Source organism: Acidovorax sp. Leaf191 (assembly GCF_001424425.1).
Classification (GTDB): domain Bacteria; phylum Pseudomonadota; class Gammaproteobacteria; order Burkholderiales; family Burkholderiaceae_C; genus Acidovorax.
Map to the genome: position 1 here is coordinate 77,153 of NZ_LMPT01000005.1, position 23,498 is coordinate 100,650.

21 protein-coding genes are annotated in these 23,498 nt (G+C 66.2%); 16 read left to right on the forward strand and 5 right to left on the reverse strand.

What is annotated here, in order from left to right; translation table 11 throughout:
* Window positions 1-199: 199 nt before the first annotated feature.
* The 8 genes from ASG27_RS06005 to ASG27_RS06040 all read left to right on the forward strand — a co-directional run bounded on the left by ASG27_RS06005 (window position 200) and on the right by ASG27_RS06040 (window position 10,490).
* Complete coding sequence (locus ASG27_RS06005; RefSeq protein ID WP_056409815.1) at window positions 200-2,146, forward strand: AMP-dependent synthetase/ligase; 1,947 nt, start codon at window positions 200-202, stop codon at window positions 2,144-2,146.
* 35 nt (window positions 2,147-2,181) lie between these two features.
* The gene (locus ASG27_RS06010; RefSeq protein WP_056411486.1) at window positions 2,182-2,967 is read left to right on the forward strand and encodes an ABC transporter ATP-binding protein; all 786 of its coding nucleotides are present in this window, start codon (window positions 2,182-2,184) and stop codon (window positions 2,965-2,967) included.
* Window positions 2,968-2,985: 18 nt separating this feature from the next.
* A complete protein-coding gene (locus tag ASG27_RS06015) occupies window positions 2,986-3,915 on the forward strand; it encodes a branched-chain amino acid ABC transporter permease (RefSeq protein WP_056409818.1) in 930 nt (309 codons plus the stop codon).
* 151 nt (window positions 3,916-4,066) lie between these two features.
* Window positions 4,067-5,143, forward strand: a complete 1,077-nt coding sequence (locus ASG27_RS06020; protein WP_056164211.1) for a branched-chain amino acid ABC transporter permease — start codon at window positions 4,067-4,069, stop codon at window positions 5,141-5,143.
* A gap of 187 nt (window positions 5,144-5,330) precedes the next feature.
* Entirely contained in the window at window positions 5,331-6,659 is a 1,329-nt protein-coding gene (locus ASG27_RS06025) for an ABC transporter substrate-binding protein (protein WP_056164207.1), read from the forward strand.
* Between the two features lie 235 nt (window positions 6,660-6,894).
* The gene (locus tag ASG27_RS06030; RefSeq protein ID WP_055400025.1) at window positions 6,895-7,707 is read left to right on the forward strand and encodes an ABC transporter ATP-binding protein; all 813 of its coding nucleotides are present in this window, start codon (window positions 6,895-6,897) and stop codon (window positions 7,705-7,707) included.
* Window positions 7,708-7,925: 218 nt separating this feature from the next.
* Entirely contained in the window at window positions 7,926-9,173 is a 1,248-nt protein-coding gene (locus tag ASG27_RS06035; RefSeq protein WP_056409821.1) for a phenylacetate--CoA ligase family protein, read from the forward strand.
* A gap of 327 nt (window positions 9,174-9,500) precedes the next feature.
* Entirely contained in the window at window positions 9,501-10,490 is a 990-nt protein-coding gene (locus ASG27_RS06040) for a tripartite tricarboxylate transporter substrate-binding protein (protein WP_056409823.1), read from the forward strand.
* A 189-nt stretch (window positions 10,491-10,679) separates the two neighbouring features.
* Here the strand turns inward: ASG27_RS06040 and ASG27_RS06045 are convergent, their stop codons facing one another.
* Window positions 10,680-11,285 (reverse strand): hypothetical protein, encoded by a 606-nt coding sequence (locus ASG27_RS06045; protein WP_056409827.1) that lies wholly within the window; start codon window positions 11,283-11,285, stop codon window positions 10,680-10,682.
* Entirely contained in the window at window positions 11,285-11,839 is a 555-nt protein-coding gene (locus ASG27_RS06050; protein WP_056409830.1) for a M23 family metallopeptidase, read from the reverse strand. The genes ASG27_RS06045 and ASG27_RS06050 overlap by 1 nt, the downstream gene beginning before the upstream one ends.
* A 254-nt stretch (window positions 11,840-12,093) precedes the next feature.
* On the opposite strand from ASG27_RS06050, the gene ASG27_RS06055 reads away from it, so the two are divergent.
* On the forward strand, window positions 12,094-13,221 hold the full coding sequence (locus ASG27_RS06055; RefSeq protein WP_235503835.1) for a Bug family tripartite tricarboxylate transporter substrate binding protein: 1,128 nt from the start codon (window positions 12,094-12,096) through the stop codon (window positions 13,219-13,221).
* A 33-nt stretch (window positions 13,222-13,254) separates the two neighbouring features.
* On the opposite strand, the gene ASG27_RS06060 is transcribed toward ASG27_RS06055, so the two are convergent.
* The 3 genes from ASG27_RS06060 to ASG27_RS06070 all read right to left on the reverse strand — a co-directional run bounded on the left by ASG27_RS06060 (window position 13,255) and on the right by ASG27_RS06070 (window position 15,586).
* Window positions 13,255-13,845, reverse strand: a complete 591-nt coding sequence (locus tag ASG27_RS06060) for a hypothetical protein (RefSeq protein ID WP_156370506.1) — start codon at window positions 13,843-13,845, stop codon at window positions 13,255-13,257.
* A gap of 112 nt (window positions 13,846-13,957) precedes the next feature.
* Window positions 13,958-14,281, reverse strand: coding sequence for a DUF1840 domain-containing protein (locus ASG27_RS06065; RefSeq protein WP_056409835.1), 324 nt, complete (start codon window positions 14,279-14,281; stop codon window positions 13,958-13,960).
* 36 nt (window positions 14,282-14,317) lie between these two features.
* Window positions 14,318-15,586 carry a class I SAM-dependent methyltransferase gene (locus ASG27_RS06070; protein WP_056409838.1) on the reverse strand — a complete coding sequence of 423 codons (1,269 nt, stop codon included), beginning with the start codon at window positions 15,584-15,586 and terminating at the stop codon, window positions 14,318-14,320.
* Window positions 15,587-15,708: 122 nt separating this feature from the next.
* Here ASG27_RS06070 and ASG27_RS06075 point away from each other — a divergent pair, with 122 nt between their 5' ends.
* From ASG27_RS06075 to ASG27_RS26520, 7 genes are all read left to right on the forward strand, one after another.
* Window positions 15,709-18,087 (forward strand): bifunctional salicylyl-CoA 5-hydroxylase/oxidoreductase, encoded by a 2,379-nt coding sequence (locus ASG27_RS06075; RefSeq protein ID WP_056409841.1) that lies wholly within the window; start codon window positions 15,709-15,711, stop codon window positions 18,085-18,087.
* Between the two features lie 2 nt (window positions 18,088-18,089).
* Window positions 18,090-18,581, forward strand: a complete 492-nt coding sequence (locus ASG27_RS06080; RefSeq protein WP_056164186.1) for a MarR family winged helix-turn-helix transcriptional regulator — start codon at window positions 18,090-18,092, stop codon at window positions 18,579-18,581.
* Window positions 18,578-19,432 (forward strand): enoyl-CoA hydratase family protein, encoded by an 855-nt coding sequence (locus ASG27_RS06085; protein WP_056164182.1) that lies wholly within the window; start codon window positions 18,578-18,580, stop codon window positions 19,430-19,432. The genes ASG27_RS06080 and ASG27_RS06085 overlap by 4 nt, the downstream gene beginning before the upstream one ends.
* A 4-nt stretch (window positions 19,433-19,436) precedes the next feature.
* Window positions 19,437-20,642, forward strand: a complete 1,206-nt coding sequence (locus ASG27_RS06090; protein ID WP_056409844.1) for an acyl-CoA dehydrogenase family protein — start codon at window positions 19,437-19,439, stop codon at window positions 20,640-20,642.
* Between the two features lie 6 nt (window positions 20,643-20,648).
* Window positions 20,649-22,358, forward strand: coding sequence for an AMP-binding protein (locus ASG27_RS06095; protein ID WP_056409847.1), 1,710 nt, complete (start codon window positions 20,649-20,651; stop codon window positions 22,356-22,358).
* 17 nt (window positions 22,359-22,375) lie between these two features.
* Complete coding sequence (locus ASG27_RS06100; RefSeq protein WP_056409850.1) at window positions 22,376-22,780, forward strand: RidA family protein; 405 nt, start codon at window positions 22,376-22,378, stop codon at window positions 22,778-22,780.
* Between the two features lie 226 nt (window positions 22,781-23,006).
* Entirely contained in the window at window positions 23,007-23,177 is a 171-nt protein-coding gene (locus ASG27_RS26520) for a hypothetical protein (RefSeq protein WP_156370508.1), read from the forward strand.
* Window positions 23,178-23,498: the final 321 nt, after the last annotated feature.

A 23,498-nucleotide genomic window follows, 5' to 3' on the forward strand; every position in this document is an offset into this window, starting at 1 on the left:
GTGGGGAGGGTTTCACCCACCGAGGAGTTTCCCGTAAATTGTCGTCGGCAAGACAAGATGACGTCAAAGTGGGTTCTAGCATTCATTCCAACGCGCTGCCTGCCTACCTGCTGCCCCCTGGCGGCGAGCGATCCCGGCTGTCGCCGGATCGACCCGCCGCAGGCCAGCCTGGGCGCCCCTTGTCACACCGAGGACCGGAATGAAGACCACGTTCCCGCAACTACTGCTCCGGCACGCCGCCGAACGCCCCACCGCGCCCGCCCTGCGTGAAAAGGAGTACGGCATCTGGCAGACCCACACCTGGGCCGACCTGGCGCAGCTGGTGGAGCACGTCGCCGCCGGCCTGCACCAGGCGGGCCTTGCGCGCCACGAGCACATGGTGGTGATCGGCGCCAACCGCCCGCGCCTGTACGCCACCATGCTCGCCGCGCAGTCGCTGGGCGCCATCCCCGTGCCGCTGTACCAGGATGCGGTGTCGGCGGAATGCATCTTCCCGCTCAACAACGCCGAGGTGCGCTTTTGCCTGGTGGAAGACCAGGAGCAGGTCGACAAGATGCTGGAGATCCGCGAGCAGTGCCCGCAGATCGAGCGCATCTACTTCGACGACCCGCGCGGCCTGCGCAACTATGCCGAGCAGGGCCTCGACTCCCTGGACGCACTGATCGCCGCCGGCCAGGCCTACGTGGCCCGGCACCCCGGGTGGTTCCGCGCCCAGGTGGCCCAGGCCAGCCCCGACGATGTGGCCGCGATGTTCTTCACCTCGGGCACCACGGGCAACCCCAAGGGCGTGGTCCACACGCACAGCACGCTGCTCGACCGCGCCTCCGCCGGCGCCGAGTTCGACAGGCTCACCAGCAGCGAGGAAGTGCTGGCCTACCTGCCCCCGGCCTGGATCGGGCAGAACATCTTCAGCTACGCGCAGTGGCTGGCTTGCGGCTACGTGGTCAACTGCCCCGAGTCGGCCAGCACCGTGACCATCGACCTCAAGGAAGTGGGCCCCACCTACTACTTCGCGCCGCCGCGTATTTTTGAAGGCCTGCTGACCAGCGTGATGATCCGCATGGAAGACGCGGGCACCATCAAGCGCAAGATGTTCGAGGCCTGCATGGCCGTGGCAAAGCGCGTGGGCCCGGCCTTGATGGATGGCGAACCCGTGGGCCTGCTCGACCGCATCAAGTACACGCTGGGCAATGTGCTGGTGTACGGCCCACTGCGCAACAACCTGGGGTTCAGCCGCGTGCGCGTGGCCTACACCGCGGGCGAGGCCATCGGGCCGGACCTGTTCACCTTCTACCGCTCCATCGGCATCAACTTGAAGCAGCTGTACGGCTCCACCGAGACCGCCGTGTTCGTCTGCCTGCAGCCCGACAACCAGGCCCGCGCCGACACGGTGGGCGTGCCGATCCGCGGCGTGGAGATCAAGGTGGCCGACAACGGCGAGATCCTCGTCAAGTCCGCCGGCCTGCTCAAGGAGTACTACAAGAACCCCACGGCCACGGCCGAGGTGCTGACGGCCGACGGCTGGTACCACACCAGCGATGCGGGCTTCCTCGACGCGCACGGACACCTGAAGATCATCGACCGCGTCAAGGACGTGGGCCGCATCAGGGGCGGCGCCAACGACGGCGCCATGTTCGCGCCCAAGTATGTGGAGAACAAGCTCAAGTTCTTCCCGCACATCAAGGAAGTGGTCGCCCTGGGCGACGGCCGCGAGAAGGTGTGCGTGATGGTCAACATCGACTTCGACGCCGTGGGTAACTGGGCCGAGCGCCGCAACCTGCCCTACGCGGGCTACACCGACCTGGCGCAAAAGCCCGAGGTGTACGAGCTGATCCGCGAGTGCGTGGAAAAGGTCAACGCGGACCTGGCCACCGACGCCATGCTGGCCGGCAGCCAGGTCAGCCGCTTCCTGGTGCTGCACAAGGAGCTCGATGCCGACGACGGCGAGCTCACCCGCACCAACAAGGTCCGCCGCGGCTTCATCGCCGACAAGTACGGCGTGCTGGTCGAGGCCCTGTACGCAGGCCGCACCGAGCAGTTCATCGAGACCCAGGTCAAGTTCGAGGACGGCCGTACCGGCAGCGTGAGCGCCACGCTCAAGCTGTCCGACACCAAGACGTTCACCCCCGTGAAGACCGCCGCATGAAGCCCGCGCTCTACCCGCCCGAGAAGCCCCACGCCATGACCACCAAGAAGATCGGCGACGTCATCCTCGACGTCAAGAACATCAGCCTGCGGTTCGGCGGCGTGAAGGCGCTCACCGACATCTCGTTCAACGTCAAGGAGCACGAGATCCGCGCCATCATCGGGCCCAACGGCGCGGGCAAAAGCTCCATGCTCAACTGCATCAACGGCGTGTACACGCCGCAGGACGGCTCCATCACCTTCCGCGGCAAGACCTTCTCGCACATGAACTCGCGCCAGGTGGCCGAGATGGGCGTTGCCCGCACCTTCCAGAACCTGGCGCTGTTCAAGGGCATGAGCGTGATCGACAACATCATGACCGGCCGCAACCTGAAGATCAAAAGCAACCTGCTGCTGCAGGCGCTGCGCTGGGGCCCGGCCGAGCGCGAGGAGATCGCGCACCGCGAGAAGGTCGAGCACATCATCGACTTCCTCGAAATCCAGGCCTTTCGCAAGACCCCCGTGGGCCAGCTGCCCTACGGCCTGCAAAAGCGCGTGGACCTGGGCCGGGCTCTCGCCATGGAGCCGCAGGTGCTGCTGCTCGACGAGCCCATGGCCGGCATGAACGTGGAAGAAAAGCAGGACATGTGCCGCTTCATCCTGGACGTGAACGACGAGTTCGGCACCACCATCGTGCTCATCGAGCACGACATGGGCGTGGTGATGGATATCAGTGACCGCGTGGTGGTGCTCGACTACGGCAAGAAGATCGGCGACGGCACCCCCGACGAGGTGCGCAACAACGAAGACGTGATCAGCGCCTACCTGGGCACCAGCCACTGAAGGGCGGGAGAAAAAACAATGGCATTCTTTCTCGAAACACTGATCGGCGGCCTCATGGCCGGCATGCTGTATTCGCTGGTGGCGCTGGGCTTCGTGCTGATCTACAAGGCCTCGGGCGTCTTCAACTTCGCGCAGGGCGCGATGGTGCTGTTCGCCGCGCTGGCGATGGCGCGCTTTGCCGAATGGATCCCCAAGTGGACGGGCATCGCGAACCCCATCGTCGCCACGGTGGCGGCCTTCATCATCGCGGGCGCCATCATGTTCGTTGTGGCCTGGCTGATCGAGAAGCTGGTGCTGCGCCACCTGGTGAACCAGGAGGGCGCCACGCTGCTCATGGCCACGCTCGGGATCACCTACTTCCTCGAAGGCCTGGGCCAGACGATGTTCGGCAGCGACATCTACAAGATCGACATCGGCATGCCCAAGGAGCCGATCTTCATGCTCGAGTCCCTGTTCCAGGGCGGCATCCTCGTCAACAAGGAAGACGTGATCGCCGCCGGCATAGCGGCCGCGCTGGTGGTGCTGCTCAGCGTCTTCTTCCAGAAGACCTCCACCGGCCGCGCCCTGCGCGCCGTGGCCGACGACCACCAGGCTGCCCAGTCCATCGGCATTCCCTTGAACCGCATCTGGGTCATCGTGTGGTGCGTGGCCGGGGTCGTGGCGCTGGTCGCCGGGATGATCTGGGGCAGCAAGCTCGGCGTGCAGTTCTCGCTGACCACGGTGGCGCTGCGTGCGCTGCCGGTGGTGATCCTGGGCGGCCTCACCTCGGTGCCCGGCGCCATCATCGGCGGGCTGATCATCGGTGTGGGCGAGAAGCTCTCCGAGGTGTACCTGGGCCCGTATGTGGGCGGGGGCATCGAGATCTGGTTTGCGTATGTGCTGGCGCTGGTGTTCCTGCTGTTCAGACCGCAGGGCTTGTTCGGCGAAAAAATTATTGATCGCGTATGACGTACGCGACCAATAATTTTTCGAAGGAGGCACAACGCGCACCGCGCGTTGTCAGCGGGGCCGCAGGCGCCGCGTGGCACCGCAGGTGCGCCCCCGTGCAAAAGATCATCGATCGCGTCTGAAACATAACAAGACCAACAGGAGACACACCATGCTCTACCGCGAAAACGGCCAGTTCAAGACCAGCTACCGCGCCGACCAGCAGATCTTCCCGATCGCGCAGGACCGCATCGCCATCGGCCTCATCCTGGCCGTGGCCTTCATCGCCGTGCCCATGCTGGCCAGCGACTACATCTTCCGCGCCATCCTGATCCCCTTCGTCATCATGGCGCTGGCAGCCTTGGGGGTGAACATCCTGGTGGGCTACTGCGGGCAGATCTCGCTGGGCTCGGGCGCGTTCATGGCCGTGGGGGCCTACGGTGCGTACAACTTCTTCGTGCGCATCCCCGGCATGCCGCTGGTGCCCGCGCTGATCCTGGGCGGCCTGTGCGCCACGTTCTTCGGCATCCTGTTCGGGCTGCCCAGCCTGCGCGTCAAGGGCCTGTACCTGGCGGTGGCCACGCTGGCCGCACAGTTCTTCTCGGACTGGATGTTCCTGCGCATCAAGTGGTTCACCAACAACTCCGATTCGGGCTCGGTGTCGGTGAACAGCCTGCAGGTCTTCGGCCTGCCCATCGAGAGCGCGACCAGCAAGTACATCTTCTGCCTGGCGGTGCTGGTGGTGGTGGCGCTGCTGGCCAAGAACCTGGTGCGCGGCGCCATCGGTCGCGAGTGGATGGCGATCCGCGACATGGACGTGGCCGCCGCGGTGATCGGCATCCGCCCGATGTACGCCAAGCTCAGCGCGTTTGCCGTCAGCTCCTTCATCATCGGCATGGCCGGCGCGCTGTGGGCCTTCGTGCACCTGGGTGCGTGGGAGCCGGCGGCCTTCTCGGTGGAGGTGTCGTTCCGCCTGCTGTTCATGGTGATCATCGGCGGCCTGGGCTCCATCATGGGCGGCTTCTTCGGCGCGGCCTTCATCGTGGTGCTGCCCATCGTGCTCAACCAGTTCCTGCCCGCACTGCTGGGCCTCTTCGGCATCACGATCTCCACGGCGGGCGTGTCGCATGCCGAGCTGATGATCTTCGGCGCGCTCATCGTCTGGTTCCTGATCGTCGAGCCCCACGGCCTGGCCAAGCTGTGGTCGACCGCCAAGCAAAAACTCCGGCTGTGGCCCTTCCCGCATTGACTGATATGCACCCCCTGAGTCGCTTCGCGCCTTCCCCCTCTCCTTCGGGAGGGGGACGCCACCGGTGGCCTGGCAAAGCCAGTTCCACGGTGGCGCTGGCCTCGTGCATGCCAGTGCAAAGCTCGCAGCCCTTGAATCCGTCAGTTTCTTCCCCGTGCTTCAACACATTCATTCAAAGGAGACATCCATGAAGCTTTCGAAACTCGTGATCGCCGCTGCGGTGGTTGCCGCTGGCGCATCGTCCGTCGCGACGAGTGCCTTCGCGCAAGCCAAGGAGCAGTTCTTCCCGCTGCTGTCTTACCGCACGGGCCCCTACGCTCCCAACGGCGTGCCTTGGGCCAACGGCAAGCAGGACTACATCAAGATGATCAACGCCCGCGACGGCGGGATCAACGGCGTGAAGCTGACCTTTGAAGAATGTGAAACGGGTTACGCCACCGACCGCGGCGTGGAGTGCTACGAGCGTCTGAAGGGCAAGCCCGGCGTGGCGCTGTTCGACCCGCAGGCCACCGGCATCACCTTTGCGCTGACCGAAAAAGCGCCCGTGGACAAGATCCCGCTGATGACGCTGGGCTACGGCCTGTCGGTGGCGCAGGACGGCCAGGCGTTCAAGTGGAACTTCCCCTTCATGGGCAGCTACTGGACCGGCGCCGACATCCTGATCCAGCACATCGGCAAGTCCGCCGGCGGGCTGGACAAGCTCAAGGGCAAGAAGATCGCGCTGGTCTACCACGACAGCCCCTTCGGCAAGGAGCCCATCCCGCTGCTGCAGGAGCGCGCCAAGATGCACGGCTTCGAGCTGCAGATGCTGCCCGTGACCGCGCCCGGCGTGGAGCAGAAAGCCACCTGGCTGCAGGTGCGCCAGAGCCGCCCCGACTACGTGCTGCTGTGGGGCTGGGGCGTGATGAACTCCACCGCCCTGAAGGAAGCGCAGGCCACAGGCTTCCCGCGCGACAAGCTGTATGGCGTGTGGTGGGCCGGCGCCGAGCCGGACGTGCGCGATGTGGGCGAAGGCGCCAAGGGCTACCACGCCCTGGCGCTGAACGGCTACGGCACGCAGAGCAAGGTCATCCAGGACATCATGAAGCACGTGCACGACAAGGGCCAGGGCACGGGCCCCAAGGACGAAGTGGGCTCGGTGCTGTACACGCGCGGCGTGATCATCCAGATGCTGGCGGTCGAGTCGGTGCGCCGCGCGCAGGAGCGCTTCGGCAAGGGCAAGGTCATGACCGGCGAGCAGGTGCGCTGGGGCATGGAGAACCTGGCACTGGACCAGAAGAAGCTCGACGCCATGGGCTTTGGCGGCGTGATGCGCCCCCTGTCCACCAGCTGCGCCGACCACATGGGCTCCACCTGGGCGCGCGTGCACACCTGGGACGGCAAGAAGTGGGACTTCTCGTCCGACTGGTACCAGGCCGATGAGCAGATCCTGAAGCCCATGGTGAAGGCCGGTGCGGAGAAGTATCTGGCGGACAAGAAGATGACGCGTCGCGACGCTGCCGACTGCCAAAGCTAAGTACATCCCCCTGAGCGGCTGCGCCGCTTCCCCCTTCTCTCGAATCGCTGGCGCGATTCGGGAAGGGGGACGCCACCAGCGCGGCGGGGCGGCCCTTGCGCGGTGGCCCTCGCGTCTGGGCTGCGACCGTACCGACGGGTGTGACGAAGCGGTTGCTCCCGGGGGCAGCCGCCAACCCAAAGCGTTGCGAACTACCGCAGCTCTTTGGATTGGCACAGCGAAGGAAGAGAAGACCATGGACTCCAACAGCAATATCGTTCTCAACGTCAACGGCATCGAGGTCATCTACAACCATGTGATCCTGGTGCTCAAGGGCGTTTCGTTGCAGGTGCCGCAGGGCTCCATCGTGGCGATCCTGGGGGGCAACGGGGCGGGCAAGACCACCACGCTGCGCGCGATCTCCAACCTGCTGCAGGGGGAGCGTGGCGAGGTCACCAAGGGCAGCATCGAGCTGCGCGGCGAGCGCATCGAGAATTTGTCGCCCGCCGACCTGGTGCAGCGCGGCGTGGTGCAGGTGATGGAGGGGCGGCACTGCTTTGCCCACCTGACCATCGAAGAGAACCTGATGACGGGCAGCTACACCCGCACCAGCAAGGCCGAGATCGCGGCCAACCTGGAGAAGGTCTACAACTACTTTCCGCGGCTGAAGACACGGCGCACCTCGCAGGCGGCGTACACGTCGGGCGGCGAGCAGCAGATGTGCGCCATCGGCCGCGCGTTGATGGCCAACCCCAGCATGGTGCTGCTCGACGAGCCCTCCATGGGCCTGGCGCCGCAGATCGTGGAGGAGGTGTTCAACATCGTGAAGGACCTGAACACCAAGGAAAAGGTCACCTTCCTGCTGGCCGAGCAGAACACCAACATGGCCCTCAAATATTCGGACTACGGCTACATCATGGAAAGCGGCCGCGTGGTGATGGACGGCGCCGCGAGCGACCTGGCCAACAACGAGGACGTCAAGGAGTTCTACCTGGGCGTGGGCGGCGGGGAGCGCAAGAGCTTCAAGGATGTCAAGAGCTACAAGCGGCGCAAGCGCTGGTTGGCCTAGGGTGCCCCCTGAGGCGCTGGCGCGCCTTCCCCCTCAGGGGGACGCACCCGGTGGACTGGCGGAGCCAGATCCGCGGGTGCGCTGGGTGGGGGCAGCGGGGGTTTGGCGGCGTGACGCATTCAACGTTTTTTGTTTACTCCTGATTTCATAGCTGCTGGCGCTTGATGGGTGTGCGGTAGCGGCTTATTTCATTCAAAACACTGCAGAGGAATCCCGGCATGACGACGTTTTTTGACGCCCAGGAAACCCGGAGCGCGGCCGAGCGCGAGGCGGCGCTGCTGGCGGCGTTGCCGCGGCAGGTGGGGCATGCGCAGCAAAGCAGTCCTGCATTCGCGGGCATCCTGGCCGGCGTGGATGCGGCGGGGGTGACCAGCCGTGCGGCTCTGGCGCGACTGCCGGTCACGCGCAAGTACGAGCTGCTGGAGCGCCAGCAGGCGCAGCGCGCGAGCAATGTGTTCGGCGGGTTTTCGGCGCTGGGCTTTGGGGCGGGCATGCCGCGGGTGTTCGCGAGCCCGGGCACCATCTACGAGCCCGAGGGCACGCGGCCCGACTATTGGCGCATGGCGCGGGCGATCTACGCGGCGGGGTTTCGGCGGGGCGAGCTGATCCACAACAGCTTCAGCTACCACTTCGTGCCCGCGGGTTCGATGATGGAGACCGGCGCCCATGCGCTGGGCTGCACCGTGTTTGCGGGCGGTACGGGCCAGACCGAGCAGCAGGTGCAGGCCATGGCCGAGCTGCGGCCCGCGGGCTACATCGGCACACCGAGCTTTCTGAAGATCATCGTGGAAAAAGCCGCCGAGCTGGGCGTGCCGCTGCCCACGGTGACCAAGGCGCTGGTGTCCGGCGAGGCGTTCCCGCCGTCGCTGCGCGACTGGTTTGCCGAGCGCGGCATCGCGGGCTACCAGTGCTACGCCACGGCCGACCTGGGCCTGATCGCGTACGAGACCTCGGCACGCGAAGGCCTGGTGCTGGACGAAGGCGTCATCGTCGAGATCGTGCGCCCCGGCACCGGCGACCCGGTGCCCGAGGGCGAGGTGGGCGAACTGGTGGTGACCACGCTCAACCCCGACTACCCGCTGATCCGCTTCGGCACCGGCGACCTCTCGGCCGTGCTGCCGGGCACCTGCCCCACCGGCCGCACCAACACCCGCATCAAGGGCTGGATGGGCCGCGCGGACCAGACGACCAAGGTGCGCGGCATGTTCGTGCACCCGGGCCAGATCGCGACCATCGCACGGCGGTTTCCGCAGGTGCTGCGCGCACGCCTGGTGGTCAGCGGCGAGATGGCCAACGACCAGATGGTGCTGCAGGTCGAGACCACCGAGACCGCCGAAGGCCTGGCGCGCCAACTGGGCGACGCCATCCGCGAAGTGACCAAGCTGCGCGGCGACGTGCAGATGGTGGCCCCCGGCACCTTGCCCAACGACGGCAAGGTGATCGAGGACGCCAGAAGCTACCAGTAGGCCATCGGCTTGGCCGCGGCGCGCCCGGCCGCCGGCTGCGGCCAAACCTGGTGCCACGCGTCCACCGCACGGCACCGCAGGTTTGCGCCAGCGCAAGAAACCGCCCATTCAGGCGGCCGCCACCGCCCGCCATTCCCATCCTGCCCCCCCGGGAACTGCAGTATTTACCCTAACGCATGCTCACTATTCAATAGCGCTTGCCGCTTGATTGGCAAGCGCTGCGGGCCTTTTTGGCTTGAAGACCCTGCAGGGGGTGTGCTACGTAATATCCGCAATACCTCGCCAGACCCCCCTCGCTATCATGGCCCGTCATTTACAGGAGAGACCATGAAAAAAATGCTGAAACTCGCACTGATCGCTGCCGCTGCAGCCACCGCCTTTGGCGCCAGCGCCCAGGAGTTCCCGTCCAAGGACAAGACGATCACCATCGTGGTCCCCTACGCCGCCGGCGGCCCCACCGACCGCGTGGCGCGCGACCTGGCCGAAGCCATCCGCAAGCCCCTGGGCGGCATCAGCGTGGTGGTGGACAACTCGGCCGGCGCCGGCAGCACCATCGGCTCCGCCAAGGTGGCCCGCGCCGCACCGGACGGCTACACCCTGCTGCTCAACCACGTGAGCATGGCCACCATGCCCACCATGTACCGCAAGCTGGCCTTCAACGTCGCCAACGACTTCGAATACCTGGGCGTGATCAACGACGTGCCCATGACGCTCATCGCCCGCCCCTCGATGCCCGCCAACAACTACAAGGAACTGGCTGGCTGGCTGCAGCAGAACAAGGGCAAGATCAACCTGGGCAACGCAGGCCAGGGCTCGGCATCGCACCTGTGCGGCCTGATCTTCCAGAGCGCCGTGCAGGTCGACATGACCGCCGTACCGTACAAGGGCACCGCACCTGCCATCACCGACCTGATCGGCGGCCAGATCGACCTGCTGTGCGACCAGACCACCAACACCACGTCGCAGATCGAAAGCAAGAAGGTCAAGGCCTATGCCGTGACCACCAGCAAGCGCCTGACCACCCCCGCCCTGAAAGACCTGCCCACGCTGGCCGAGTCGGGTGTGAAGGACTTCAACGTGACCATCTGGCACGGCCTGTACGCCCCCAAGGGCACACCCGCCGCCGTGCTGACCAAGATCAACGACGCCCTCAAGGTCGCCCTGAAGGACCCCGAGTTCATCAAGAAGCAAGAAGGCCTGGGCGCCGTGGTTGCGACCGACAAGCGCGTCGAGCCGGCTGAACACAAGAAGTTCGTGCTGGCTGAGACCGAGAAGTTCGGTGCGGCCATCAAGGCGGCGGGTTCGTACGCGGACTGATGCATTCGCTGCGGCTTGGCGCGAACTGATGCGCCAGGCCCACGATGGACATGCTGAAAGCCGCCCTGCCGAAAGGCAGGGCGGCTTTTTTCTTGGGACGCTGGCGGGACGTTGAATGACTGGATGGTTCTACGGTCGGCTCGGCTCGGCTGGCGAGTGAGCCAGACACACTGCCAACCCATGTCGGACTCAGTCCATGGTCACCTGTTCGCACGAGAAACGCCGAGGGTCGAGGGATACATAGCGTTGGTTCGCCAAATCCACGCCCCACACGGCCACGATGCCAGGGGGCCCGGACACCGAGTCTTTCCCGCCCCATCTGACCAGCACGTAGTAAAAAGGATCATCCGGCATGTCCGTGCTGCATTGCCCTGCGAAAGGGTCAATCAGCTCCAGTGGATCTTCACGCGTATCTGCATCGCTGTAGTTGGACACCTTGGGCAACACCTGTACGGCCACGATCTTCCGATGGGGCAGGCTGATGATGGGCGTGTCGCCGTTTTGCAAGAGCGGACTTTCGCGCGTTCTGGACAAATAGAGCACCGGCTCACCACCGCACACCGCCACGCCGTCGAACCAGCCAACCTGCTCCTTCCCGTTCGCCCATATCGCCCCACTGCTCACAAAGTCACAAGGGGAACCTTCCACAAATCTGCCCTGCGACGCAGAGACCAGAAACTCCTTGCCGATGAGCGCCTGCGCGTCGGACACCGCTGTCGGCAGCGGTCGCTCACCGGGCTTGCAAGCAGCCAGGACCGCGCAAAACGCCAACATCCAAGAGAAGTGTTTGCTCATCACCAGCGCCTCATGTCTGCCGCGTTCATTTTCAAACCTGTGCTGCCGGACAGCAGAAGTTTTTGCCCATGGGATTCGAGAATAGCGACACCTCTGGGTGCACGGCCATAGAGCGTTGCAGGGTCGACTCTTCCGCCCAAGCCCTGTCCGCCTTTCGGGTTGGTTCGTATTTCAAAATGCAGATGCTGGTCTTCGCCCGTCATCCCGCTCGCGTTACCGGAAGTGCCGGTATACGCGATCACTTCCCCTTGCGTCACTCGTGTGCCCTCGGAGACGTTGGTCAAGCTCAAGTGTGAGTACTGTGCGAAAAGGGTGCGCCCCTGAAACGAAAACTTCAGCAACAGATACTTGCCGTGTCCTTGCGACCCCGTGCTGAGTTTCTCTATCACACCGTCCGCAATCGCGTAGCAAGCCGTGAGCTTGGTCGCCACCAAGTCCCACCCTTGGTGATCACGCTTCGTCCCATCGGCGTTGGTCCGCACCGTGCCGAAAGTGTTGTTCGTCACATCACGCCGGATGCGGTTGCTCTCCAAAGGCCATGCCAGAAAACCCATCGACAAATCCCTCCTGATTCGCAGCACCTCTACCGGGTGCTGGCGGCGCGAATCATAGGAGTCGGAAATTCTTTTCAGCCGCCCTGCGGCGTAACAGACTTGCTCGCGTGTAACGGGCTACAACCCCGCAGAACAATGTAGCAAAGTAGGCACTTGATACGGGTTATCCCATCTGCGCAGGGCGTCCGAGCCCACGTAAAAAGAGAGTCACAGCCGTCGAGCTGCAAGACCATCCGTACTACGAAAGCCCGCCCATGGCTCAGCCGCAACCAGCCCCCTACCAACCCGCGCGCACCAGCGCACAGATCCAGGCCCGCAGCCAGGCGCGCAGCCGCCGCAAGGCCGTTGCGCTCGCCTTCACACTGAGCGCGCTCGGAGCCCTCGCCATCGCCGCGGCGGGCTCGCTGCTGGTAGCACCGGGCGCTGCCCATGCGCAGACCGCAGCGCCCACGACCGGCGGCGGCTGGCCCACCAAGCCCGTGCGCATCGTGGTGCCGTTCGCCCCGGGTGGCACCACCGACATCCTGGCCCGTGCCATGGCGCCTGAACTGAGCCGTGCATTCGGACAGCAGTTCATCGTGGACAACCGTGCGGGCGCGGGCGGCAATGTGGGGGCCGAGATCGTGGCCAAGTCACCGGCTGACGGCTACACGCTGCTGATGGGCACGGTGGGCACGCACGGCATCAACCGCGCGCTGTATGCCAAGCTGCCGTACGACCCGATCAAGGACTTCGTGCCCATCACCATGGTCGCTGCGGTGCCCAACGTGATGGTGATGAATGCCGACAAGGCCAAGGTCCAGGGCATCTCCAACGTGCAGGACTTCATCCGCGTGGCCAAGGCCAGTCCGGGCAAGATGAACATGGCGTCCAGTGGCAACGGTACCTCCATCCACCTGGCGGGCGAGCTGTTCAAGAGCATGACAGGCACCTTCATGCTGCACTTGCCCTACCGCGGCTCGGGCCCCGCGCTGCTGGACATGGTGGCAGGCAACGCCGATGTGATGTTCGACAACCTGCCGTCGTCCATGGCGCAGATCAAGGCGGGCAAGCTGACCGCCCTGGCAGTGACCAGTTCGCAGCGCTCCAGCGCCCTGCCCGATGTGCCCACGGTGGAGCAGGCCGGCGGCCCCACGCTCAAGGGTTACGAAGCCAGCTCGTGGTTCGGCCTGCTGGCCCCTGCGGGCACGCCGCCGGACATCGTCAACCGCATCCAACAGGAAGTCGCCAAGTCGCTCGCCACGCCGGCGATGAAGGAGCGGCTGGTGGCGCAAGGCGCGATCCCTGGGGGCAACACGCCCGCCGACTTCGCCAGGCACATCGACAACGAGCACAAGAAGTGGGCGCAGGTGGTGAAGACGTCTGGGGCGAAGGTGGACTGACCGGCCCCAAGCTTGCTCGCCGCCGCGCGGCCACTATTGAAAAAGCTTGGGCGCCTCTTCTCGAAAAACTTTCTGCGGTGCCAGCAGAACGCCCATGACCCGCCGTGGCTCTGCAGGCAACGGAAACTCATAGCAAAAATCTTCTGCGTAGAAGCGGAACGAGTTCTTGGTCGCGGCATGTGCGGCTGCGAAATATCCCAATTGCGGGTCAGCGGATGTCAGGGTTCCAACGAACACGCCATGCCCGCCGTCCTTCAAGGCCTGCAAAAACGCCATGCCTTCCACGGCGCGTACATCCGAAGAGCGCCGCGTGTGAAACCCGCCTTCAAAGGAAAAGGAGACCATCCCCGGCGCCTCCTGGCCCTTGGGAAACAACGCGATCTCAATGGGAAGGACCATCTGAATGGCTTCCTGCGTGGGTGCTCGCTGCAGGGTAAACATCGGCTTCTTGTTCTTGTGGTCGCCGAACTGCATCCAGAACGTGCCACCTCCGGCATCCCACTTCCAGGAACCCGATGGATCCGCCTGCTTGCATGCTCCGGCATGCGCAGAACCCGCCACGATGGAAACAAGCAGCGCAAGGGCGTAGCGCAGGCGGGGCAGGCGGGGCAGGCGAGAATTCACGGCGTCATGCCCCATCGGAGCATCAAAAAAGCCGCATTGTGCCTGCGCCCCCCGCCCTTCCGAGTCAGCAGCGGGAGTCCTGCACTGGGTGAGGGCTCAATAGATCAAATGTTCAAGCGCCCCACACCACATCCGCGCCCTCGGCCGCGCTGCGCTTGAGCATGTCGATCAGCGGTGCCACCCGCTGGCGCAGGCGCACGGTCTCGGCGCGTTCCTGCGTGGTGGCTTCGTCGTCGCCGTCCACGTCTGCAGAGGCCGGCAGGGCTTCTTCGGCGGCCACGGCCGACTCGAGCGCTGCGATGGCGGCAGGGATCTGGGCGACCGTCACGATGCCGCTGGCACCCGGCGTCTTGCCCATGATGGTCACGACCTGGCGGCCCTGCGGCTCCAGCATGATCAGGTCGGCTGCAGCGCGGGATTTGAATTTGTAGAGCATGGAGGTGAACCGTTTTCTTGGTTGGATGAAGCAGACTCAGCTGCGGTAGATGTACTCGCGGGTGAACGGATAGTCCGATTGTGCGCCGGGCATCGCCCCCGTGGCCATGTCGCCGTCGGGCCGGACGGCCAGCATCTGGTGCAGGGCCATCCAGCCGCGCTCGAACCCCAGCGCACTGCCTGCAAGGTACAGGCGGTACGCACGCAGGACTTTATCGCCCTGCTCGCTGCCCCAGTGTGCGGCCAGCACGTCGCGCGCCGCAGGCAGGCGGGCCTCGAGCCTGTCGGACCATGCCCACAGCGTGCGCGCGTAGTGCGGGCGCAGGTTTTCAGTGTCCACCATCTCCAGGCCCGCGCGCGCCGTGTCGTGCAGCACCGCGCTCACATGGATGAGCTCGCCGCCCGGAAAGATGTACTGCTCGATGAAATCCCCCATGCCCGCGCCCAGTTGCGCGTTGTCCACCGCGCCGGCGGTGATGCCGTGGTTCAGCATCAGGCCGCCCGGGCGCAGCAGGCGGTGCACGGTGTCGAAGTAGCGGCCCATCTGCGCGCGGCCCACGTGCTCGAACATGCCGACCGAGGCGATCTTGTCGAAGGGCTGGCCGGGCGGCAGCTCGCGGTAGTCGCGCAGCTCCATGCGCACCCGGCCCTGCAGGCCGCGCTCTGCGATGAGGCGCTGCACGTGCGCATGCTGGTGGTGCGACAGCGTGATGCCCGTGGCGTCCACGCCGTAATGCTCGGCCGCCCACAGCAGCAGGCCACCCCAGCCCGCGCCGATATCGAGAAAGCGCTCGCCGGGCGCCAGGCGCAGCTTGCGGCAGATGTGGTCGAGCTTGGCCTCCTGCGCGGACGCCAGGTCCAGGGCGGCGTCCCGGTAGTAGGCGCACGAGTACACGCGCCGCTCGTCCAGCCACAGCGCATAGAAGTCGTCGGACAGGTCGTAGTGGAACTGCACATGCCGTGCATCGTGCCCCAGGGTGTGCACGGCCATGGAGCGGGCCCGCGCCAGCACGCGCTGCCACCAGCCATGGTGCTGGTCGCGGGCCGGATCGCGCGTCAGCAGGCCCGCGGCCGCGGCCATGAGGTCGCGCATGCCGCCCTCCAGCGCCACCCGGCCTTCGACGATGGCGGCGCCCACGTTGCCGATCTCGCCCGTGGCCAGCGCCACCAGCGCCAGGCGGTCGCGAAAGCGCAGCGTGACCGCGGGGTCGCGCGCGCCCAGTTGCTGCCCGGCGGGCAGTTGCACGGCCATCGGCACCGGCAGCGCCGCCAGCCGCCCTTCCAGGGTGTTCAGAAGGTGCTTCATGCAATTTATTCTTGGCAGCTTGCTGCACTGCGTCAACACCTGGCGCCATGACCTTGCCCGCGCCATGGGTCGCCGGGAAGGCCCCATTGACAGCATGTTGTTTAAGCCTAAACTATTTTCCCATGAACATCCTCTGCATTGGCGGCGGGCCCGCAGGCCTTTATTTCGCACTGCTCATGAAGCAGCAAGACCCTGCCCACCGGGTCACCGTGGTCGAGCGCAACCGGCCGTTCGACACCTTCGGCTGGGGCGTGGTGCTGTCCGACCAGACGCTGGCCAACCTGCAGGCGGCCGACGCGCCCACGGCCGCGCTCATCGGCGACGCGTTCAACCACTGGGACGACATCGAGGTGTTTTTCAAGGGCCGCAGCGTGCGTTCTTCGGGCCACGGTTTTTGCGGCATCGGGCGCAAGCGGCTGCTCAACATCCTGCAGGACCGGTGCCTGGCCGTGGGCGTGGAGCTGGTGTTCGAGACCGATGTGGCCGACGACCAGGCACTGGCTGCGCAGTACAACGCCGACCTGGTGATCGCCAGCGACGGCCTCAACAGCCGCATCCGCACGCGCTACGCCGCCACCTACCAGCCTGACACCGACCTGCGCGAGTGCCGCTTTGTCTGGCTGGGCACGCACAAGAAACTGGACGCTTTTACCTTCGCTTTCGAGCAGACCGAGCACGGCTGGTTCCAGGCGCACGCCTACCAGTTCGACGCCGACACCTCCACCTTCATCATCGAGACCCCCGAAGCGGTGTGGAAGGCCCACGGCCTGGACCAGATGGAGCAGCCCGAGGCGATTGCGTTTTGCGAGCAGCTGTTTGCCAAGTACCTCGATGGCAACGCCCTCATCAGCAATGCCACGCACCTGCGCGGCTCGGCCAACTGGATCCGCTTTCCGCGCGTGATCTGCAACACCTGGGTGCACCGCGAGACCATCGGCGGCAAGCAGGTGCCCATCGTGCTGATGGGCGACGCGGCGCACACCGCGCATTTCTCGATCGGCAGCGGCACCAAGCTCGCGCTCGAAGACGCGATCGACCTGGCCAACGAGTTCGCCACCGGGCTGCCGAACGGCATGCCCATGGATGAAATCCTCACCCACTACGAGGCGCGCCGCAGCGTCGAGGTGCTCAAGATCCAGAACGCCGCGCGCAACTCCACCGAATGGTTCGAGAACGTGAACCGCTACACCGGCATGGAGGTGGAGCAGTTCGCGTACTCCCTGCTCACCCGCAGCCAGCGCATCAGCCACGAGAACCTGCGGCTGCGCGACGCGCAGTGGCTGGAGGGCTATGAAACCTGGCTGGCCGGTGGCAAGACAGCCGTTCCCCCGATGCTCACGCCCTTTGCGTTGAAGGGCCTCACGCTCAAGAACCGCATCGTCGTCTCGCCCATGGCCACCTACAGCGCGGTCGATGGCGTGCCGCAGGACTTCCACCTGGTGCACCTGGGCGCGCGCGCGCTGGGCGGCGCGGCGCTGGTGATGGTGGAGATGACCAGCCCCACGCCCGAGGGCCGCATCACCCCTGCCTGCACCGGGCTGTGGAACGATGCGCAGCAGGCCGCGTTCACGCGCATCGTGCACTTCGTGCACGGCAGCAGCACCGCCAAGATCGGCCTGCAGCTGGGCCACAGCGGCCCCAAGGGCTCCACGCGCGTGGGCTGGGAAGGCACGGACGAGCCGCTGCCCGATGGCAACTGGCCCCTGCTGGCCGCCAGCGCCCTGGCCTACGGCGAGCAGAACCAGGCGCCCGCCGCCATGACCCGCGCCGACATGGACCGGATGACCGCCGCGTTCGTCACCAGCGCAGAGCGCGCCGCGGCCTGCGGCTTCGACTGGCTGGAGCTGCACTGCGCGCACGGCTACCTGCTGGCCAGCTTCATCAGCCCCATCACCAACCAGCGCACGGATGAATACGGCGGCAGCAGCATCGACAACCGCTGCCGCTACCCGCTCGAAGTGTTCGCCGCCGTGCGCGCCGTGTGGCCGGCCGACAAGCCATTGAGCGTGCGCATCTCGGCCCACGACTGGGCGCCGGGCGGCACCACACCCGACGACGCGGTGCAGATCGCCCGCCTGTTCCAGGCCGCAGGCGCCGACCTGATCGACGTGTCGTCCGGCCAGACCACGCGCGCCGCCAAGCCGGTGTACGGCCGTATGTACCAAACGCCGTTTGCCGACCGCATCCGCAACGAGGTGGGTATCGCCACCATGGCCGTGGGTGCGATCAGCGAGGCCGACCACGCCAACAGCATCATTGCCGCCGGCCGCGCCGACCTGTGCGCCATCGCCCGCCCCCACCTGGCCGACCCGGCGTGGACGCTGCACGCCGCTGCGCAGCTGAGCCCCGTGGCCGCCGCGCACACCGACTGGCCCGTTCAGTACGCCAGCGGCCGCGACCAGATGCTGCGCGAGATCGCCAAGCAAAAGCAGGTCGCAGCGCTGGCTACACAAGCGCCATCAGCTATCAAAAACAGAGCGTCGGCCGAGGAAGAGGGCTAGCCATGGACCTCGAAGCCCGCCTGCACGGCGCCGCCCCCAGCGAGCACCCCGAGGCGCTGCGCCTGTGGCTGCGCATGCTCACCTGCACGCAGCTCATCGAAAAGCAGGTGCGCAGCAACCTGCGCGCGCAGTTCGACACCACGCTGCCGCGCTTTGACCTGATGGCGCAGCTCGAACGTGCGCCCGAGGGCATGAAGATGAAAGAGCTCTCGCGCCGCATGATGGTGACGAGCGGCAACATCACCGGCATCACCGACCAGCTGGTGGCCGAAGGCCTGGTGGAGCGCCTGGACGTGGAAGGCGACCGCCGCGCCTACCTGGTGCGCCTGACGCCGCAAGGCCGCCAGCAGTTCAACGACATGGCGCGCCAGCACGAGCAGTGGATCGTCGAGGCGTTTGCCACGCTGGGCGAACGCGACATCGCCACCTTGCACCGCCTGCTGGGCAAGGTGAAGGAACACACCCAAGACAACTCTTTGGAGACAGCCGAATGAAACACTTCATCGGGGCCAGCAACCCTATGCGCGAGCAGTTCAACCCCGAGGCCCGCTACGTGGCCGAGCATTTTGCGTGGAGCTTCGACGGCGGGGTGGGCACCGTCACGCTCAACCGGCCGGACCGCAAGAACCCGCTCACCTTCCAGAGCTACTCGGAGCTGCGCGACTTCTTCTACGCGCTGCGGTTTGCCACCGACGTGAAGGCCATCGTCGTCACCGGCGCGGGCGGCAACTTCTGCTCGGGCGGCGACGTGCACGAGATCATCGGGCCGCTGACCACCATGACCATGCCCGAGCTGCTGGAGTTCACGCGCATGACGGGCGACCTCGTCAAGGCCATGCGCGCCTGCCCGCAGCCCGTGCTGGGCGCCATCGACGGCATCTGCGCCGGTGCGGGCGCGATGATGGCGCTGGCCTGCGACATGCGCTACGGCACCCAGGCGACCAAGACCGCCTTCCTCTTCACCCGCGTGGGCCTGGCCGGTGCCGACATGGGCGCCTGCGCCCTGCTGCCCCGCATGATCGGCCAGGGCCGCGCCAGCGAGCTGCTGTTCACCGGCCGCGCGATGACGGCGCACGAAGGCCTGGCCTGGGGCTTCTTCAACGATTTGTATGAGAGCGCCGACCTGCTGGCCAACGTGCAGGCCACGGCGCGCACGCTGGCCGACGGCCCCACCTTCGCCCACGGCATGACCAAGACCATGCTCAGCCAGGAGTGGAGCATGACCATCGAGCAGGCCATCGAGGCCGAGGCGCAGGCGCAGGCCATCTGCATGCAGACCGAAGACTTCCGGCGCGCGTACGAGGCGTTTGCGGCCAAGCAAAAGCCTGTGTTCCAAGGGGATTGAGAAGATGCACCTCGCAACGCCCCCAGCCCCCCGCCCGCCCTCCATGGCGCACTTGGCCCTGCCCTTCTTCGACGACGCCCACCGCGCGCTGGCCGACGGCCTGGTGCCCTGGGCCGCCGCGCAGCAGGTCGATGAAACCGACGACCGCGCCGCCTGCCGCGACTGGGTGCAGCGCCTGGGCGCGGGCGGCTGGCTGCGCTACTGCGTGCCCGCCGAACACGGCGGCGCGCTGCCCGCACTCGACTCGCGCGCGCTGGTGCTGCTGCGCGAGACACTGGCCTACCACTCGCCGCTGGCGGACTTTGCGTTCGCCATGCAGGGCCTGGGCAGCGGCGCCATCACGCTGGCCGGCAGCCCGGCGCAGCAGGCGCACTACCTGCAGGGCGTGGCGCGCGGCGAGCTGATCGCGGCATTCGCGCTGAGCGAGCCCGAGGCAGGCTCCGACGTGGGCGCTATGCAAACGATAGCATCTGGCGCTCATTCATCCAGCGGTAGCGGCCACAACGGCTCCTATTCGCTGACCGGCACCAAGACCTGGATCAGCAACGGCGGCATTGCCGACTTCTACTGCGTGTTCGCCAAGACCGACCCGGCGGGCGGCACACGCGGCATCAGCGCCTTCATCGTCGATGCGGATACGCCGGGGCTCGATGCCTCGCGCCACATCCACGTGATGGCGCCGCACCCGCTGGCCACGCTGCAGTTCACCGATTGCAAGGTGTCTGGCGATGCGTTGCTGGGCGAAGAAAATGGCGGTTTCAAACTGGCCATGCGCACGCTCGACATCTTTCGCGCGTCGGTCGCCGCCGCCGCGCTGGGCATGGCGCGCCGCGCACTGGCTGAGGCCGTGCACCACGCGCGCCAGCGCCGCATGTTCGGCCAGACGCTGGCGGACTTTCAGCTCACGCAGGCCAAGATCGGCGAGATGGCCGCGCTGGTGGACAGCGCCGCGCTGCTCACCTACCGCGCGGCCTGGCTGCGCGACACGGGCCAGGCCCGGGTCACGGCCGAGGCCGCCATGGCAAAAATGACCGCCACCGAAAACGCCCAGCGCGTCATCGACATGGCGCTGCAACTGCACGGCGGCCGCGGCGTGGAAGTGGGCAGCAAGGTCGAGTCGCTGTACCGCGACATCCGCTCGCTGCGCATCTACGAAGGTGCCACCGAAGTGCAGCAACTCATCATCGGCAAGGCCACCCTGCAGGAGTAACACGACATGAGCAGCACCAGCACGAGCAGCAGCAGCAGCAGCAGCAGCAGCACCGCCCCGTCCGCCCAGCCCGACCATTTCGTGCACGACCGCCTGCCCCCACCCGAGGCCTGGCCCACGCTGCACTACGACCTGCCCGAGCAGCAGGTCGCCGCGCAGGCCAACCTGGTGCAGACGCTGTTCGAGCAGGCCGAGCGCGCCGGCCACATCGACCGCCCCCTGCTGCGCGGCCCGCACCGCACGTACACCTACCGCGACGCCTGGACCGAAGCGGCGCGCATCGCCGAGGTATTGACGCAGGACCACGGCCTCGTGCCCGGCAACCGCGTGCTGCTGCGCGGCGGCAACACGGTGGAGATGGCGCTGGCCTGGCTGGGCACGGTGTACGCCGGCCTGATCGCGGTGGCCACCATGCCGCTGCTGCGTGCGGGCGAGCTGGCCAGCATCATCGAACGCGCACAGCCCACGCTGGCGCTGTGCGACGGCCGCCTGCTGGCCGAACTGCAGGCGGCGCAGGCGCAGCAACCGGTGCTGGCTGCCATCGTGCCCTTCCACACCGCGCCCGACGCGGCCGACCTGATCCAGCGCGCACAGGCCAAGCCGGGCACCACACCGCCCTGCCCCACATCCGCCGACGACATCGCGCTCATGGCCTTTACGTCCGGCACCACGGGCGCGCCCAAGGCAGCCGTGCACACCCACCGCGACGTGCTCGCCGCCTGCGAGGCTTGGCCGCGCCACGTGCTCAAGGCCACGCCCGACGACATCGTGGCCGGATCGCCGCCGCTGGCCTTCACCTTCGGGCTGGGCGGCTTGCTCGTGTTTCCGATGTGGGCCGGGGCCAGCGTGTACTTCCCGGACCAGCCCTACACGCCCGAGACCATGGTCACGCTGATGCGCGATGCGGGCGTCACCATCTGCTACACCGCGCCCACCTTCTACCGGCAGATGGCGCCGTTCGCCCAACAGATCGGCCTGCCGCAACTTCGCATCAGCGTGAGCGCGGGCGAAGGCCTGCCTGACGCCACACGCCAGCTGTGGAAAAAAGCTACCGGCATCGACATGACGGACGGCATCGGCGCCACCGAAATGTTCCACATCTTTGTCTCTTCAGCGGGCGGCGACACGCGCCCCGGCGCCATCGGCAAGGTCGTGCCCGGCTACACCGCCAAGGTGGTGGACGACGACGGCCAGGAGGTGCCGCTGGGCACCGTGGGCAAGCTCGCCGTGGTCGGCCCCACGGGCTGCAAGTACCTCGACGACCCGCGCCAGGCCAAGTATGTGAAGGATGGCTGGAACTATCCCGGCGATGCGTTCACGCAGGACGCAGACGGCTACTTCTTCTACCAGGCGCGCGACGACGACATGATCATCACCGCAGGCTACAACGTGGGCGGCCCCGAGGTCGAAGACGCCCTGCTGCGCCACCCCGCGGTGGCCGAGTGCGGCGTGATCGGCGTGCCCGACGACGAGCGCGGGATGGTGGTCAAGGCCATCTGCGTGCTGAAACCCGGGCACACCGGCGATGCGGCGATGGTCAAGACCCTGCAGGACCACGTGAAGGCCACGATTGCCCCGTTCAAGTACCCGCGCGTGGTGGAGTTCGTCACGGTATTGCCGCGCACGGAGACGGGCAAGCTGCAGCGGTTCAAGCTGCGCCAGGGGGCTGCGGGCGCTCCTTCGCCTGCTCCGTCTTCCTCATCATCGTCCTCTTAGAAGATTGTAGAAACAACATGATCAACACACTTTTGCAACCGCAAGGTTGGGTGGCACCCAAGGGCTATGCCAATGGCGTGGCGGCGCGTGGCACGATGGTGTTTACCGGCGGTCAGATCGGCTGGAATGCGCAGCAGCAGTTCGAGAGCGATGACTTCATTGCGCAGACGCGGCAGACGCTGCTGAACGTGCGGGCCGTGCTGCAGGCCGGTGGCGCTGGGCCGGAGCATCTGGTGCGGCTGACGTGGTATGTGGTGGACCGCCAGGAGTACAACGCGCGGCTGAAGGAGCTGGGGGCCGTGTACCGCGAGGTGCTGGGGAAGAATTTTCCGGCGATGGCGTGTGTGCAGGTGGCGGGGTTGATGGAGGAGCGGGCGAAGGTGGAGATTGAGGCAACGGCGGTGGTGCCGGATGGGGAGTGATGGGTGACTGGGTACGCCGGTGCTGAGCCGGTCGGGCCCGACCGACAGGCCGCAAACTTCGATCCAGTCCGTTTGGGCAGAACCTCTCACGTTCTTGAGGCTGTTGTCCGGGCTTGCCTGGGTAAGTGGGAGCAGCAGATCGAGCAGATCGCCCAGTTGCCCAAGGCCCGCCAGCGCTTCGTGAACCAGGTGCTGGACCCACGCGCGAGACTTCGATGCACTCTTCGTGCTGCTGATGCCGGGGCGCCTGAACGACATCCGGCTGATGACCACCGCCAGCAGCGAAGGGAGCAGCCCGGGCACGCCCACCTATGCGGTTTTCAATACCAACGTGATCGGCTACCAGGAGATGCGGGCCGTGCTGGCGGCGATGAACCGCGCTGGGGTGCAGGGCTGACGGCGCAGGTCGGCAGCAACAGCAGGCAGCGAACCCAACCCTTACGACAAAGCCCTCGCCAACCCCGGCCTACGCGCCAGGGTGGGGAGGCTTTGTCGTTTTTTATTGCGGATATCCAGGCGGTACACGATTGGCTTGTGGCGGAATGGACCTACTTCCTCTTTGCTCCAAGCTCCTTCATGAATGCACGGATGTTCTTCATGGAAGCCTCATTTTCACCATATAGCAGGTAATGTCGCTGGTTTGTCGGGCACACAAGGCCGGATATGGAATGCCCCGGCTGCACTCCTGCGGGAATGGGCTGAAGCGCTGCGGCGCACA